Source organism: Microvirga lotononidis (genome assembly GCF_034627025.1).
Lineage (GTDB): Bacteria > Pseudomonadota > Alphaproteobacteria > Rhizobiales > Beijerinckiaceae > Microvirga > Microvirga lotononidis.
This window is the reverse complement of record NZ_CP141048.1, coordinates 948,816-964,372: the sequence shown is the minus strand read 5'-3', so window position 1 is coordinate 964,372 and position 15,557 is coordinate 948,816. Positions and strand designations below refer to the sequence as shown.

The 15,557-nt window shown below is 62.9% G+C and carries 13 protein-coding genes and 1 tRNA gene; 4 read left to right on the top strand and 10 right to left on the bottom strand.

Annotation, left to right across the window (positions count from 1 at the left end):
• Positions 1-50: 50 nt before the first annotated feature.
• A complete protein-coding gene (argE, locus tag U0023_RS04535; protein ID WP_009763528.1) occupies positions 51-1,223 on the bottom strand; it encodes an acetylornithine deacetylase in 1,173 nt (390 codons plus the stop codon).
• 8 nt (positions 1,224-1,231) lie between these two features.
• Positions 1,232-1,624 carry a Co2+/Mg2+ efflux protein ApaG gene (gene apaG / locus U0023_RS04530; protein ID WP_009763529.1) on the bottom strand — a complete coding sequence of 131 codons (393 nt, stop codon included), beginning with the start codon at positions 1,622-1,624 and terminating at the stop codon, positions 1,232-1,234.
• A gap of 208 nt (positions 1,625-1,832) precedes the next feature.
• Between apaG and U0023_RS04525 the strand changes: the two genes are divergently transcribed.
• Positions 1,833-2,924 (top strand): 2'-deoxycytidine 5'-triphosphate deaminase, encoded by a 1,092-nt coding sequence (locus tag U0023_RS04525; RefSeq protein WP_009763530.1) that lies wholly within the window; start codon positions 1,833-1,835, stop codon positions 2,922-2,924.
• A 120-nt stretch (positions 2,925-3,044) separates the two neighbouring features.
• Here U0023_RS04525 and U0023_RS04520 read toward each other — a convergent pair whose 3' ends face one another.
• A complete protein-coding gene (locus tag U0023_RS04520) occupies positions 3,045-3,317 on the bottom strand; it encodes a hypothetical protein (RefSeq protein WP_009763531.1) in 273 nt (90 codons plus the stop codon).
• A gap of 331 nt (positions 3,318-3,648) precedes the next feature.
• Between U0023_RS04520 and U0023_RS04515 the strand changes: the two genes are divergently transcribed.
• A tRNA-Gly gene (locus tag U0023_RS04515) sits at positions 3,649-3,723 on the top strand.
• A 120-nt stretch (positions 3,724-3,843) separates the two neighbouring features.
• On the opposite strand, the gene U0023_RS04510 is transcribed toward U0023_RS04515, so the two are convergent.
• The 5 genes from U0023_RS04510 to U0023_RS04490 form a co-directional block, all read right to left on the bottom strand.
• Positions 3,844-4,602: an iron ABC transporter ATP-binding protein gene (locus U0023_RS04510; protein WP_009763532.1), complete on the bottom strand. Its 759-nt coding sequence runs from the start codon at positions 4,600-4,602 to the stop codon at positions 3,844-3,846.
• Positions 4,599-5,561, bottom strand: coding sequence for an iron chelate uptake ABC transporter family permease subunit (locus U0023_RS04505; RefSeq protein ID WP_009763533.1), 963 nt, complete (start codon positions 5,559-5,561; stop codon positions 4,599-4,601). Before U0023_RS04505 ends, U0023_RS04510 begins: the two co-directional genes overlap by 4 nt.
• A complete protein-coding gene (locus tag U0023_RS04500) occupies positions 5,554-6,483 on the bottom strand; it encodes an ABC transporter permease (protein WP_245273025.1) in 930 nt (309 codons plus the stop codon). The genes U0023_RS04505 and U0023_RS04500 overlap by 8 nt, the downstream gene beginning before the upstream one ends.
• A 140-nt stretch (positions 6,484-6,623) precedes the next feature.
• Positions 6,624-7,553 (bottom strand): siderophore ABC transporter substrate-binding protein, encoded by a 930-nt coding sequence (locus tag U0023_RS04495; protein ID WP_040638698.1) that lies wholly within the window; start codon positions 7,551-7,553, stop codon positions 6,624-6,626.
• 322 nt (positions 7,554-7,875) lie between these two features.
• Positions 7,876-9,903: a TonB-dependent receptor domain-containing protein gene (locus U0023_RS04490; RefSeq protein WP_009763537.1), complete on the bottom strand. Its 2,028-nt coding sequence runs from the start codon at positions 9,901-9,903 to the stop codon at positions 7,876-7,878.
• Between the two features lie 433 nt (positions 9,904-10,336).
• On the opposite strand from U0023_RS04490, the gene U0023_RS04485 reads away from it, so the two are divergent.
• Together U0023_RS04485 and U0023_RS04480 are read left to right on the top strand one after the other, a co-directional pair.
• Positions 10,337-11,800 (top strand): glycosyl transferase family protein, encoded by a 1,464-nt coding sequence (locus U0023_RS04485; protein WP_052600593.1) that lies wholly within the window; start codon positions 10,337-10,339, stop codon positions 11,798-11,800.
• A gap of 135 nt (positions 11,801-11,935) precedes the next feature.
• The gene (locus U0023_RS04480; RefSeq protein WP_009763539.1) at positions 11,936-13,231 is read left to right on the top strand and encodes an NAD(P)/FAD-dependent oxidoreductase; all 1,296 of its coding nucleotides are present in this window, start codon (positions 11,936-11,938) and stop codon (positions 13,229-13,231) included.
• 18 nt (positions 13,232-13,249) lie between these two features.
• Here the strand turns inward: U0023_RS04480 and U0023_RS04475 are convergent, their stop codons facing one another.
• Positions 13,250-14,362, bottom strand: a complete 1,113-nt coding sequence (locus U0023_RS04475) for an amino acid ABC transporter permease (protein ID WP_009763540.1) — start codon at positions 14,360-14,362, stop codon at positions 13,250-13,252.
• Between the two features lie 3 nt (positions 14,363-14,365).
• The gene (locus tag U0023_RS04470) at positions 14,366-15,538 is read right to left on the bottom strand and encodes an amino acid ABC transporter permease (protein WP_009763541.1); all 1,173 of its coding nucleotides are present in this window, start codon (positions 15,536-15,538) and stop codon (positions 14,366-14,368) included.
• Between the last annotated feature and the right edge of the window lie 19 nt (positions 15,539-15,557).

Below are 15,557 nucleotides of genomic sequence, written 5' to 3'. Positions count from 1 at the left end.
CCTCGACAAGTCAGCCTCTCGGAACGAGCGCCGATCGAGACTTGCCGGTGTCACGAACTCGCGCAGGTCGCCGCGAGCCGCCGCATGAAGGCGAGGCCTGCCTCGAGCTGTTCCAGCGTGATGTACTCGTCCGGCTGGTGGGCCTGGTTGATCGAGCCGGGACCGCAGACGACGGTGGGAATGCCGGCCGCTTGGTAATGGCCCGCTTCCGTGCCGAACGGGACGGTCTGCGTATGGTTCTTGCCAGCGAGGCGAAGCGCCAGGACTTCCGCCGTCGAGCCCGGATCGGGCGCGAGGCCCGGCACGTCGGCGTGAAGGACCGTCTCGATCCGTCCGAACTCGCCGAAGCGGTTGAGGCGCTTCAAAGCCACCTCCTCGACGAAGCGATTGAGGCGATTGGGGATCTCCTGCGGGTCGAGGCTTGGCAGACCCCGGAACTCCCAGTGAAAGGTGCAGCTCTTCGAGAGGATGTTGCGCGCCGTGCCACCCGCGATCGTGCCCACATGCACCGTCGTGTAGGGCGGATCGAAGCGTCCGCTCGAGTCGCCTCGTTCCATCATGTCGTCGCCGATGCGGTTCAGTTCCGCGATCAGCTCGGCGGCCGTCATCACGGCGCTGGCCCCGAGATAGGGCTTCGACGAATGCGCTTCGAATCCATGCACAGTGGTTGAGAAGGTCACGACGCTCTTGTGCGCGTCAACCACCTCCAGCATCGTCGGCTCGCCGACGATGGCGGCCTTAGGCAAGGGCAGATCATGTCCGAGGCGGCGGATGGTGTCGACGACGCCCAGGCAGGTCGTCTCCTCGTCGTAGGAGAGCATGATGTGGATCGGCGTCGTGAGATGGGCGGCCAGAAACTCCGGCACCATCGCGAGCGCCAGCGCGTCGAAAGCCTTCATGTCTACGGCGCCGCGCCCGTACGCGCGCCCGTTCTCCACGCGCAGCGTGAAGGGATCGGAGGTCCAGGACTGGCCGGTCACCGGCACCACGTCCGTATGACCGGACAGGACGATCCCGCCCCGGTCCTGCGGGCCGACGGTGGCGTAGATCGCCGCCTTCTCACCGGTCTCGTCGGGCACGCGCACATAAGGCACGTTCCAGCTCTGCAGATAGCCTTCGACGAATTCGATCAGGGGCAGATTCGACTTCGAGCTCACGGTATCGAACGAAACCAGCTTCGCCAGCATTTCGAGCGGCGTCAGCCGCTGTCCGGTGGACATCATCAAAAACCTCAGTGCAGCACGCGCTTGGCGCGGGGGATGTCGAGCGAGAAGGCAGGAACTTCAGCGTCGAAGGTTTCGCCGGCGGCAGTCTCCATCAGATAGGAGCCCTGCATCGTGCCGCTCGGCGTCGGCAGGGGGCAGCCGCTCGTATAACTGAAGCTCTCCCCTGGGCCCAGGATCGGCTCCTCTCCAACGACGCCCGCGCCGCGCACCTCCTGGACCTGCCCATGCTCGTCGGTGATCGTCCAGTGACGGGCGCGGAGCTGGACACGCTCCAGGCCCGTGTTGATGATCTCGACCGTATAGGCAAAGAAATAGCGGCCCTGCTCGGGGGAAGATTCTTCGGGCATGTAGCGGGGCGTCACCGTCACGGAGATGCCACGGGTCACAGCCTTGTACATGAGCCTGCCTCACGCCGGTCGAAGAGTTCCATGAGCCCGTGGTACGGCGGCCTTGGGGTCTCGTCAATCGACCGGGGGAGGAAGGGCCGGGCCCTTGTCCACGGGACTATCCCCAGGCCATGAAAGCGATTGAGAATTCCGTAACAAGCCTTACAGATATTGTCAGGCTCACCAATTCAAAGAGGGCTCGGCCCCTCGGAAGACAGTCATGGTTGCGTTGAAGGACGGGATTCAATCGGCGGATGCCATCATGCGCCTTGCCGAGGCGGGAGCCATCAAACCGGAAACCCCCTTCGCGTCCGACCAGGTCCAGCCGGCCAGTCTCGACCTGAGGCTCGGACGACGGGCCTACCGGGTCCGCGCCAGCTTCCTGCCGGGCCGCAACCATACGGTCCAGGACCGGCTCGACCAGTTGAGCTTCCACGAGATCGACCTTGCCAAGGGGGCGATCCTGGAGACGGGCAGCGTCTATATCGCCGAGCTGCAGGAGGAACTGGCCCTGCCGGAGGACCTGTCGGCCGCTGCCAACCCCAAGAGCTCGACTGGCCGCATCGACGTCTTCACCCGGGTCATCACCGACCGCAGCCAGGAATTCGACACCATCGGGGCCGGCTATCACGGGCGCCTCTACGCCGAAATCTCGCCGCGTACCTTTCCCGTGCTGGTGCGCACCGGCACGCGCCTGTCGCAGCTGCGCCTGCGCAAGGGCGATGTCCGCCTGAGCGACGCCGAGCTGCTGGCCGTCCATGAGCGCGAGCGTGTCGTGACCTCCGCCGAGCCGTCGATCCAGGATGGGGTTGCCGTGAGCGTGGATCTCGCGGGCTTCGGCCCCGACAACCTCGTCGGCTATCGCGCCAAGCGGCATACGGGCCTCGTCGATGTGGACAAGCCCGGCTCCTGCCGCGTGGCGGATTTCTGGGAGCCGCTCTATGCGGATTCCAGCCGGACCCTGATCCTGGATCCAGGCCAGTTCTATATCCTGGCCTCCAAGGAGGCCGTGCACGTGCCGCCGGATTATGCGGCCGAGATGGTGCCCTTCGACCCCCTCGTGGGTGAGTTCCGGGTCCATTACGCGGGCTTCTTCGATCCGGGCTTCGGCCATGCCGATGCAGGCGGAGAGGGGGCCCGCGCGGTTCTCGAGGTGCGTTCCCGCGACGTTCCCTTCATCCTCGAAGACGGCCAGATCGTCGGGCGGCTCGTCTATGAGCGCATGGCAGAGCGTCCGAACGTGCTCTACGGCGCAGGCGCCGGCTCGAACTACCAGGCTCAGGGCCTGAAGCTCTCCAAGCACTTCCGCTGACCACAACGGCACTCTGGTCATCGTACGGCTGGCACGATGCTCCACGCCCGGAACCGGGTCCACTGATCGCAGGCGGGCCCATCGAGCCGCCGATGCGGCCTGAAGGGCCCGCACGATGCTCTAGTGGTGAACTGTCCGCTTCTTGTGGGTGGTCTGATGCCGCTTCACACTGCCGGTGCTCTGCGGGATGCCGAGCACACCCTTGACTCCACCGACGACACCTCCGGTCACGCCGCCGACCGCGCCACCGACAGCCCCGCCGACAGGACCGGCGGCCCGATTGCCGACGGCGGCTCCCTGCTGGGCACCGCGTACGATTCCTTGTGCCTGAACGGCAGCAGGGACGGAAAGAACGGCGAGGCCGAGCGCGACGAACAGAATACTTGCTTTCATAGGGTTTGCTCCTTTCTTTGGAGAAATCAAACCCAATGGACGAGGTAGGTTCCTTCTCGAATTTCCATTCACTCTCGTGGAGTAGAGATTTCGTTGTCGGGTCGATCGGGAGGAGTGGTCCGGTGTTCGTCCTCAACTGGCATGAACGATCGGGCGATCATCCAGGAGGGCTTATCCGTTTCATCCAGGTACCGCTTCCCGGGCTCGAACCATAAGAAGGCGTTTGACGCCAACGCCGCCGCCTTGCTAGAAATGGAAGGCACACAAACGGCACATAGCGCCATCGGCAGGAACTGCTGAATTCGCTAAGTTGCTGAATTTGAAAGTGTTTGCGGGCGTAGTTCAGAGGTAGAACGTCAGCTTCCCAAGCTGAATGTCGTGGGTTCGATTCCCATCGCCCGCTCCAATTCCCTTCAGACGCCAAGGCGCCGGACCGGCTCCAGGCACGCCGAGGCTTCCTGCCGTCGCCGTCCGGCCGGACTGATGAACCTCCCGCGAGAGGGGGCTGGTCGATTCTGATAACGCGTCAGACGTAGTAGAGCGCGATCTTCCGTCCCTCCATGTCCTGAATCGTGACATCCATGTCGTAGACGTCCCGGATCACGCTGGCCGTCATCGTTTCGTCGGGCGTGCCGTGGCGGACGATGGCTCCGTCGCGCATGGCGACGATGTAGTCGGAGTAGCAGGATGCGAAGTTGATATCGTGGAGGACGACGACGATGGTCTTGCCCAGGTCGTCGGCCGCCCGGCGCAGCAGCTTCATCATGCCCACCGCGTGCTTCATGTCGAGATTGTTCAAGGGCTCGTCGAAAAGCACATAGTCCGTATCCTGGCACAGCACCATGGCGACATAGGCCCGCTGCCGCTGCCCGCCGGACAATTCGTCGAGGAAGCGCTCCGCCAGCGGTTCCAAGCCCAGGAACCCGATGGCCTTGTCCGCCTGGGACCGGTCGTCCGGCGTGAGGCGGCCCTTGGAATAGGGATAGCGGCCGAATTCGACCAGGTCGCGAACGGTCAGGCGCGCATTGATCCGGTTGTCCTGGCGGAGAATGGACAAGCGCCTGGCGAGAATGTCCGACGGCGTCCGCGTGATGTCGAGCCCATCAATCGTCACCGTCCCGGCACTCATGGGCAGCAGGCGGCCGACCATCGACAGAAGCGTGGACTTGCCGGCGCCGTTCGGGCCGATGATCGAGGTGACGCCTCGCCGGGGCAGAGTGAGCGACACGTCGCGCACGACGATGGTGTCACCATAGGCTTTGCTTGCATGAGAGATTTCGATCAACGGGCCGTTCCTCTGATCAGGAGGGCGAGGAAGACGATCCCGCCCACGAATTCGATGACGATGCTGAGCGCCGTGTCGAAGGCGAAGATCCGCTCGAGGACAAGCTGTCCGCCGACGATGCAGATGACCGCCAACAGACTTGCGACCGGCAGAATGAAGCGGTGCTTGTGGGATCCGGCGATCTGGTAGGCGAGATTGGCGACCAGCAAGCCGAAGAAGGTCACGGGACCGACGAGGGCGGTGGAGACCGAGATCAGGATGGCCACCAGCATGAGCACGATCGTCACGGCCCTTGTGTGATCGACACCGAGATTGATGGCTGCTTCCCGCCCCAGGGCCAGCACGTCGTAAGCATGCATCATCCGCCAGCCTACGATGGAGACGGCCACGACCGCCGCGGTCGAGACGGCCAGCAGGTCGTCGTTGACGCTGTTGAAGTTCGCGAACAGGCGGTCCTGCAGGACGACGAACTCGTTGGGATCGATGATCCTCTGCATGAAGCCGGCGAGGCTTCGGAACAGCACGCCGAAGACGATGCCGACGAGAAGCAGCAGGTGAAGGCTGCGGCTGTTGCCGGAGAAGAGCCAGCGATACAGGAGGCTGGAGAACGCCACCATCGTGACGACCTCGATCCCGAACAGCAGGCGCGGATCCAAGGCGCCCAATCCTGCCGATCCAAGCGCGAAGATCAGGCCGGTCTGAAGGAGGCCGTAGAGGGCGTCGAAGCCCATGATCGAGGGCGTCAGGATCCGGTTGTGGCTCACCGTCTGGAACAGCACGGTCGACACCGCGATGGCATAGGCGACCAGGATCATGGACAGAACCTTCGCGCCGCGAAAGGCCAGGATGAAATCCCACCGTCCCTTGGCGTTGACCGTCATGAACAGCACGATCACCGCCGCCGCGACGGCGGCGAGAATCACGAGCACGCGGATTGGATGCAGGTCTGTGTTACGCAAAGCGCCCGCGCCCCTTCAGCAGAAGAACCAGAAAGAGTGCGCTGCCGACGACCCCCATGATGGTTCCGATGGGAACCTCGTATGGGTAATACACCACCCGTCCGATCACGTCGCAGACCAGCACGAGGCCCGCGCCCATCACGGCAACCCGGGGCAGGGCGCGGCGCATGTTGTCTCCGATCATCATGCTCACCACGTTCGGCACGATCAGGCCGAGGAACGGCATCATGCCGACCGTGACGACGACGGTCGCCGTCACCATGGAGACGATGACCAGCCCGAAGGACACCACGCTTCGGTAGCGCAGGCCCAGATTGGTCGAGAAGTCACGCCCCGTCCCGGCCAGCGTGAGCCTGTCGGCGGCCAGATAGGCGAGAAGAGTCAGGCCGAAGGTCACCCACAGCAGCTCGTAGCGGCCGCGAAGGACGCCGGAAAAGTCCCCGGTCGTCCAGGCGTTCAGGGACTGCATCAGGTCGAAACGATAGGCGAAGAACGTGGTGATCGCGCTGATGATGCCGCCCAGCATGATGCCGACCAGCGGCACCGTCAGGACGGAGCGCAGGGGGACGAGGCGAAGAATGCGCAGGAACAGGGCGGTTCCAGCCAGGGCAAAGCCGGCCGCCACCAGCATCTTGCCGAAAACGGGCAAGTCGGGGGCGAAGAGCGTTACGGTCAGAAGGCCGAGGCCAGCCGACTCGACGGTTCCCGCCGTCGACGGCTCGACGAACCGGTTCTGGGTCAGCATCTGCATGATCAGTCCGGCCACCGCCATGGCCATGCCGGCCAGGACGAGGGCGACGGTCCTGGGGATCCGGGACACCACGAGAATCCGAGTCGCCTGGCTTCCATCCTGTGGCGAAAGGAGGCTCGCCGGCGACAGATCGCTCGCTCCGATCAGCAGGCTGATCAGAGCCAGGACCATGACGGCTGCCAGGACAAGGAGGAGGGATCTCACGGGCGCTCGGGGCTTCAGCGGGCCTTCGACCGGCCCTAGGTTCCACATGCAAAAGCGGATCGCTCAGTGAGCGACCCGCGGTCGATCCGTATCCGGCCGGATGCGGGTTACTTCTTCGCCACGGCCTTGGCAATCTGATCGACGCTGGCCTGCAGGGCGGTCAGCCCGCCGCCGACCAGGTACCAATTGACGGGGTCGAGATAGACGACCTGCTTCTGCTTCCAGGCCGTGGTCTGGGCGACGAGTTCGTTGTCCAGCACGTTCTTGGCCGCGCCGCCTTCCCGACCGACCACCGCGTCCCGGTCGATCACGAAAAGCCAGTCCGGATCGGTTTTGAGAATGAACTCCGCCGACACCGCCTGCCCGTGGTTGGTCGTGGCCAAGCCCTCGACCACGGGCACGATCCCGAATTCCCCATGAAGGATCCCGAAGCGCGAGCCGGGGCCGTAGGCGCTCATCTTGCCGCCTGTCGTGAGGACCAGAAGTCCCTTGCCGGCCTTGGCGGCATCCTGGCGAAGATCAGCGATGGATGTCTCAAGCTTGGCCAGCTGAGTCTCGGCCTCCGGTTCCTTGTCGAAAATCTTGCCGAGAACCCGCACGTTGCGCTTCACGCTGCTCATGAAGTCCTTCGGGTCGACCGTGAGATCGATGGTCGGCGCGATCTTCGCCAAGTCGGCATATTTGGCGCTGGAGCGGCCCCCCACAATGATGAGATCGGGTTCGGCCGCGTTGACCGCTTCGTAATCGGGCTCGAACAGGGTGCCGATTTTCTCGTATCGATCCGAAGTGTACTTCGCGAGATATTCCGGGAATCGGGCCGTCGGGACGCCGGCAACCTCGACACCCAGGGCATTCAGCGTATCGAGCGAGGCCATGTCGAACGCGAGGACCTTCGGAGGCTTCCGGGAGAGGGTCGTCTCGCCCTTGGCATGCTGGATCGTCAGATCCTGCGCCTGAGCGCCGACCGTTACGGAGCCGAGGGCCAAGGCGCCGGCAACGAGGGCGGCGAGCGGGTAGCGGGCCGGGAAAGTCATCATCACTCCAATTCTCTGGTTATCGCGTTTTCTGCGGCATACGGGCATTCAGTCGTCCACATGGTCGTGTCCGCCGATCCGGCCACGTCGCCAAACGAGTGCCTGTCCTGGCTTGTAGATGAATTCGCCGTATCGTCCGCCGTCGGGACGACGCGGCGCATGTTGGGTTCTCCGTCAAAGCTTTCGCCGACACGAAAAGTCCAGGTCCTGAGAGGGGGCGCCGGCGCGGTCCCTCGTGAATATCCGTCATACCGTCCTGTGCCATGCCTGTTCCTGTCCGTCGTTCGGAGAACGATGCTTAGTGGAGGGAGGAGGGGAGGAGCTTTCAAAAGGTCGCCGACATGCCGATCCAGAGGCGCCGTCCCTCCACCACCGTGTTGTGGTCAGTAGGTTCGATCTCCTTGTCGAAGACGTTGTAGATGGCGGCGTTCAGGGCAAGCTTCTCGGTAAAGTTATAGGTCAGGCCCGTATCCATCGTGGCGTAGGCATCGTACCTTCGACCGGCTGCGCCGTTGATGATGACGGGCGTGCCGTTCGTGCCGATGCGTGCGCCGCCCACAATTTCCGCGCCGTGGTAGTTCACCTGCGTCCAGGTCGAGAGCCCGGTGATCGGCGTGTTCCAATCCAGGCGCGCATTGGCCATGTGCCGGGGCGTGCGGGCGAGCGGGAAGCCCGCAAAGTCGCCCGTCCGCTGCTCGGAATCCGTCAAGGTGTAGCTGCCGCGGATCGATATCGATTCCGTGGCGCGCCAGCTTGCAGCCAGCTCGACGCCTTGGATGACCGCATCGTCGATGTTGTAGTTGTACCAGAGGCGATAGTTCGGATCTTCCGACCAGCGCACCGGGTTGCCGGCGTCGTCCAGAACCAGCGCGTTGCTGATCTTGTCACGGAAATCCGTGTAGAAATAGGTTGCGCTCGCGGTGAAGCCGTCGAGATTGTCCCAGAGAGCGGCGATCTCGTAGCTCGTGCTCGTTTCCGCCTGCAGATTGGGGTCGGCCAGAATGACGCCGCAGGTTCCGTTGGGCCCGTAGCTGCAGCCCGCGCCGCCTGTCGTATAGGCGTAGCCCGGCGCGATCTGGCGGATCTCGGGAGCCCGAAAACCGGTCGAGAGACCTCCCTTCAGGGTCAGGTTCCCGGTGGCGTGCCACACCGCGTAGCTGCGAGGACTATAATGGGCGCCGTAGATCTCATGGTGATCCATGCGCAGCCCGTTCGTGAGCGAGAAGGTGTCGGTGAGGCGCCATTCGTCTTCGGCGAAGAGAGCCCACTGGTTGATCGTGAACGTCTCGTCGATGCGCGTGCGCCGACCCGGATTCTGGTCGTCGAGCGAGGCGTTGGACCATTGGCCGCCCGTGACGAGCGTGTGGGTTCCGAAAAAATCGAAAGGAGTGGTGAACTTTCCGTCGACGATCGTGTTGCGGATCTCGGGCGAGCGCGGATTCTTATCGAAAGCGAGCGTGCGTGGATTCTCCGTGTAGCTCCGTCGCTCCGCCCATTCCTGCATGATCGAGAATGTCGAGGTCGTGGGACCCCAGCGCCCCTCATGGGTGAGCGACCAATACTTGCGGTCATTGTGATTGTAAGTGTCGTTGGCGGTGCTCTCGAGCGTTCCCCATTTAGACGCGTCGCGGCGGATGCGCGTGAAACCGCTTTCAAGCATGATGTCGTGGTTCTCGGTCGGGGTGAAGGTCAGCCGTCCGCCAATATTGCCTTCGCGGGCTCCTGTGATGCCGCTGAGGAAATCATCCTCGCGGCGGCCGAACCCGCGTCCCCACAATTGAAGCCCGAGCATACGGTGGATGAGCGGGCCGCTCGTGTAGAACGAGCCTTGCGCCGAATTGCCGAAATACTCGTGCTGCTGGAGCGTGCCGTCCGCCGTGACGGAGGTCGTCCAGTTGTCGGATACCTTGCGTGTGATGATGTTGATGACGCCACCCATGGCGTCGGAGCCATAAAGGGAGGACATCGGGCCCCGCACGACCTCGATGCGGTCGATGGCCGTAACGGGAGGAATGAAGCTCTGTTCGAAACCGGCATTGCCGTTGGTGCGCGCATCTCTGGTGCTCTGCCGCTTCCCATCGACGAGAATCAGCGTGTAGGTGCCCGGAAGTCCGCGGATGAACATGTCCTTCTCGTTGGCGACACCGGTGACGACAACACCCTGAACCTCCCGCAAAGCGTCGGTCAGATCACGAAAGGAACCTCTCTCCAGTTCCTCCCGCGTGATGACGGAGATGCTCGCAGGCGCATTCTTCACAGTCTGTTCGAACCCGGAGGCCGTCACGACGATCTGGTCCAGGTTGATCACGTCATCGTTACCAGGAGCGGCACTGGCTTCGACGTCCTGCGCCATGGCAGCTCCAGGGCTGAGGAGAAGAACTGTCGACAGGCTCGTGCAGGCGAGAAGCACGGCGATCTTTCGGCCCGTCTTGTACCCCCCGCACTGAGAGCGCGAGACGGCGGATTCTGGCAGTGCGATGGGAGCCGAGGAGGTTGAAGGCCCCCTCTTTGAATCCTGCCGAGTCTGCTTAGTGGTCCCTCTCATCTGTCCCAGTGCCCCTCATGCTGAAAAATGATGGGGCAGCTAGTAGGTTTGCGGTCCGATGATGGTCAACGGCTATGTTTGAGACTCATTCTGAGTTCAGGAAATCGCAAATTATAATGACTCTAAAGTCGTGGGGCATGGCTTGAAAGATCTCGTGGAATGAGGAATAGCCGTTCCACGATGAGACATTTCCCGATCATCATGCGGCCATTCCACCATAGGTCTTGAAGACAGAAAAATTGTGACATCTGCAGCCGAAGAACACTCCCTGAAGCTCGGTCATCTCCGTCTCCTCTTGGCGCTTGATGCTCTGCTGGTGGTGGGAAGCGTCAGCCGCGCAGCCGAGCGGATGGGGATGGGAACGCCCGCGATGAGCCGCCTCCTCGGACAGATCCGCGAGGTCTATGGCGACCCGATCTTCGTTCGCTCGTCCCGACGGCTCATTCCAACGCCGTTCGCGGAATCCATGCGGCAACGCATCCGTGCCTTGGCGGCCGAGGCGGAAGCTCTCTTGCGGCGGGACGATGCATCGCCGATGCGCGTCGCCATCGATCCAATGGACATGCCAGGAAGCCCGGTCATCGAAGCAGCTCCCCTGACGACGAGGCCGAGCATCCTGCTGGAGGGGGAGCCACTTCCCGAGGCCTTCGCGCTAAAACTCGCGACCCTTGGGAAAGCTGAGGATTCCCGCAAGCGGCTTGCCAAGCACATTGCCACAATCGCTGCCGGCATCGGACACAGCCGCCCCCTCACGATGAGCGAAGCGCAGGATGCGTTCTCCATTATTCTCGACGGAAAGGCTGATCCGGTGCAGGTCGGAGCACTGCTCTCAGTCATGCACTTCCGGGGAGAAACGGCAGCCGAGCTTGCGGGGTTCGCTCGAGCGGCGCGTGCCCACATCGACATCATGAAACCGGAGATCGCGATCGATCTCGACTGGCCGGCCTACATCTCCCCGAAATCCAGACGAATGCCCTGGTTTCTCCAGGCTGCCCTGCTGCTGGCCCAGTCCGGCCACCGTATCCTCCTGCATGGCAACGACGGCAGTGCCAACACCAGGGGCACGCTCGTATCGGCGGCGAGAGCCATCGGCATTCCCGTCTGCGCGAGCCCTGCGGCAGCCTTCGACGCGATAGCGGATGTCGGGATCGTCTATATCCCGATAGCTGCTCTATCCTCGCAGATCCACCGTCTGCTGTCGCTCTACAGCGTACTTGAAACGCGATCGCCGATCCATTCCCTCATGCCGCTCGTCAACCCTTTCGGTGCTCCCGCAAGCGTGATGGGCGTCGTGCGCCCGGCCTACCGCGACCTGCATCGCGATGCAGGGTCGATCCTCGGGTGCCGGAACATGACCATCCTTGGCGCAAGCCGCGACGCCGCCGAGGCAACGCCCTTCCGCTCGAGCACGCTCCTCCGCCTGGTGGACGGTTTGGCGGAAGATCTCCTTGTTCCGGCGCAGCCGGAGCCGAAGGCCTACGCTCTGGCGGGAATGACAAGCCTCGAATACTGGCACGGCGTGTGGGAGGGCACCATTCGTGACGAGCGGGCCGTTGCCATCATAACCCACACGGTTGCCGTCGCGCTTCTCACGATGAGCAAAACTGCGGAATCCTTCGAGGAGCATCTGAGGAGGGCGCAGGAGCTCTGGACCACTCGCAGAAGGAGTTCCGCGCGTGGTCGTCGGAACGGGATCGGATCATAGGAATTCGAAGCGGATCCGTCGTGGATCCGAGCGGAGACCATAAGACGTTTTGCTGCCCTTTGCAGGAGAAAACCGGGTCCACTTTTCCGTAGGATGCGCTACGCTTTGCGAAGATCACCTGGATTGGGGGGCTTCATGACCGGCTATGGCGACACCTACTACGCCCGTACACTCGCGGATGCTTCCCAACGACATTCGCTCGCAGGGACGGTCAAGGCCGATGTCGCCATTGTCGGGGGAGGATTAGCAGGTCTCACGGCAGCTCTCGAATTGGCCCGGGCAGGCCGGTCGGTCGTGGTTCTGGAGTCCGAGCGGGTCGGCTGGGGGGCATCGGGGCGCAATGGAGGCTTCGTCGGCCCGGGCTACGCGACGAGCCATGCCAACATCTCCCGCATGGTCGGCAGCGAGCGGGCGGAAGCCTTGCACAGGCTCTCGATCGAGGGTGTACGGATCGTCGAGGGAAACCTCGATGGTCTCGGTATGACCGAGAACAAGCGCGTTTATGGCAAGATGAGCGTGCTGCGCTACCACGATCCTGAGAGCCTCGCGCGCCAATGCGAGATGCTGAAGAGAACTTTCGACTACCACGTGGAGGTGATGCAGGCCGACGCCGTACGCGCCGTCCTGCGCTCGCCGAAGTATTTTCAGGCGCTCTACGATTCCGCATCCTTTCACTTCCATCCCCTCAACTATGCCCGCTCCCTGGCGAAGGCGATCGAGGACCTGAACGGGAAAATCTTCGAAGGCTCACGCGTGACCGGATGCGATTTCGATGGTGCGGAGAAGGTCGTCAGGACGGAGCGCGGTGAAGTCAGGGCCCGTGACGTGGTCCTGGCAGGCGGCGGCTATACGGACAATCTGGTGCCCCGCTTGCGGCGCAGCATTCTCCCGATTGCAACCTATGTCCTCCTGACGGAATCGGCGCCGGAGAAAATCGCACAGGCGGTGCTGACGCCGATGGCGATCAGCGACAACCGGCGCGCAGGCGATTACTACCGCGTTGTCGATGAAGGAACACGGCTTCTCTGGGGCGGACGGATCACGACGCGCACGACCGAACCGCGTCGTCTTGCCGAGATGATGCAGAAGACGATGGCCTCCACCTATCCACAGCTCGAAGGCGTGCGTGTGGAGACGGCTTGGTCGGGCCTCATGGCCTATGCACGCCATCTGATGCCGCTCATCGGCAAGCTGCAGCCTGGCGTCTGGCACGTGTTCGGCTTCGGCGGGCGCGGCATGAACACGACGGCCATCGGAGGGCGCGTGATCGCCGAAGGAATCCTCGGTACGAGTGATCGCTACCGTCTCTACGAACCCTTCAGCCTCGCGTGGAATGGAGGACCGTTCGGGGTTGCTGCGGCGCAGCTCACATACTGGACCTACCAGGCCCTGGATCGCGCAAAAGAGCGTCAGGCGGCACGCGCCGCCTGAGCCCTCTCAGATGGGGGGTTAGTCGTGGCCGAGGCGCATTCGCCGCTCCAGGAAGCGGCTGTATGCTCCCATTCCGTATGAGAACACCAAGAAAACGAAGGCCGCGAAGACGTAGCCTTCGAGGACCGCGATACCGACCCAGTTCGGGTCCGTCATGGCCGTGCGGACCGTAGACAGGAAGTCCAGGAGGCCGATGATCGTGACGAGCGTCGTGTCCTGGAAGAAGCCGATGGAAATGTTGACGAGCGGAGGGATGGCGATCTTCAATGCCTGCGGCAGAACGATGAGGCGCATGGCTTGCCAGTAATGCAGGCCCATCGCGCTGGCGGCCTCGTGCTGCCCTCGAGGGATCGCCTGCAATCCGCCACGGACCGCCTCCGCGATATAGGCCGCTGCAAAGATGATGATGGCGATCTGCGCCCGCAGCAGCTTGTCCACCGTGACACCGCTTGGCATGAAGAGCGGCAGCATCACGGATGCCATGAACAGGATACTGATCAGCGGCACGCCTCGAATCACCTCGATGAAGATGATGGCGATCACTCGGATGGCAGGGAGCGTCGACGAGCGGGCCAAGGCGAGAACGACGCCGAGAGGAAAGCCGAAGGCGAGCCCGACCGCGGACAGCAGAAACGAAAGCGGTAACCCGCTCCATTGCGTCGTCGGCACATAGGAGAGGCCGAATACGCCACCCCCGATCAGGATCGCCGTCGCGACGATCGTGACGCCCCAGAGCACGAGAAGATTTCTGCTCCAGAAGCGCGGGATCATGGTGATCCCCATGGCGCCGAGAAACAGGATCATGGCGAGCAGCACACGCCACTGCTCGTCATAGGGATAGACGCCGAAGATCATGAAGCGCAGCTTCGCCTCATAGAAGGGCCAGCAGGCTCCGTTGCCGACCTTGCAGGCCTGGGCGCCTCCTTCCGTGACCGCCCGGGTCACGAGCCAGCCATAGGCGCCCTTGGCGCCAAGCCACAGGACCCACAGGCAAGCGAGCGTGATCACCGCATTGAGCGGCGTCCCGATGAGAGGCTTGAGCGTACGATGCAGCAGGCGGCGGCCGATATCCGGCTCCCGTCGAACCGGCATCTTCAACTGGGCTTCGGCGATGTCGGTCGCGGTCGTCATGGCCTAGCGCTCCTTCAGCGCGACGCGGCTGTTGTACCAGTTCATGAACAGGGAAATCATGATCGACAGGCCGAGATAGACGAGCATGAAGATCGCAATGCCCTCGATGGCCTGTCCGGTCTGGTTCATGGTCGTATTCGAGACCATGACGAGATCCGGATAGCCGATCGCGATGGCGAGAGACGAGTTCTTGAACAGGCTCAGGTAGCTGCTTGTGAGCGGCGGAATGATCACGCGGAGCGCCTGGGGAAGAATGACGAGGCGCATTGTCAATCCATCGCGCAGGCCCAGCGCGCGAGCTGCCTCCCATTGCCCTTTGCGAACCGACAAAATCCCGCTTCGCACGATCTCGGCGATGCCCGCGGAAGCCGACAGAGCAAGGCCCACCAGAAGGGCTGTGAATTCCGGCCTGAGCTGGGCACCGCCCGTCAGGCGGAAGCGTCCCTTCTCCGGAAGGCTGACAGTCAGGTCGGGCTGCACGATCAAGATCGCGAGCATCGGAGGGACCAGAAGAGCCAGGGCGACCCAGGGCCACGTCGTCCGCGTCTTGCCTGTGCTGATCCGCAGAGCCGTCGCCCGGCGGTGAACGAAAATCCCGAGAGCACCTCCGAGCACAAGCGCCAGGAGAACGATCGTATGGGCACCGGTCCACAAGAGGGACGGTACGGTCAGGCCGCTGTTGCTCAAGAAGACATGGGGCAGGATTTCCCATGCTTCGCGCACGGCCGGCAGGCTCGTGACGATCAGGGCGTACCAGAGGAAGAGATAGAGAAGCAGAGGCACATTGCGCAAAGCCTCCACATAGAGAAAGGCCAGCAGCGCCAGCAGCGGGTTGCGGGAAAGACGGGCGATGCCGACGAAAAGCCCGATGATCGTCGCGAGCACCACGCTCCAGGCCGAAACCCAGACCGTGTTGACGATGCCGGCCAGGATGGCATGGCCATACGTATCGGTGGGCTTGTAGTCGATCAATGTCTGGCTGATCACGAAGCCCGCTTCACGGCTCAGGTAGCCGAAGCCCGTGGCGATATTCTGCTCGGCCAGCTTCTGCGATACGTTGGAGAACAGATAAAGTCCGAGGAGGACGATGCTTCCGACGGCGATCACTTGATACAGGATCGCCCGAAAACGCAGATTGTACAGGAGTCTCGTCCCGCTCATCGCATCGACGCGCATGATGATCCTTTCCGGATAG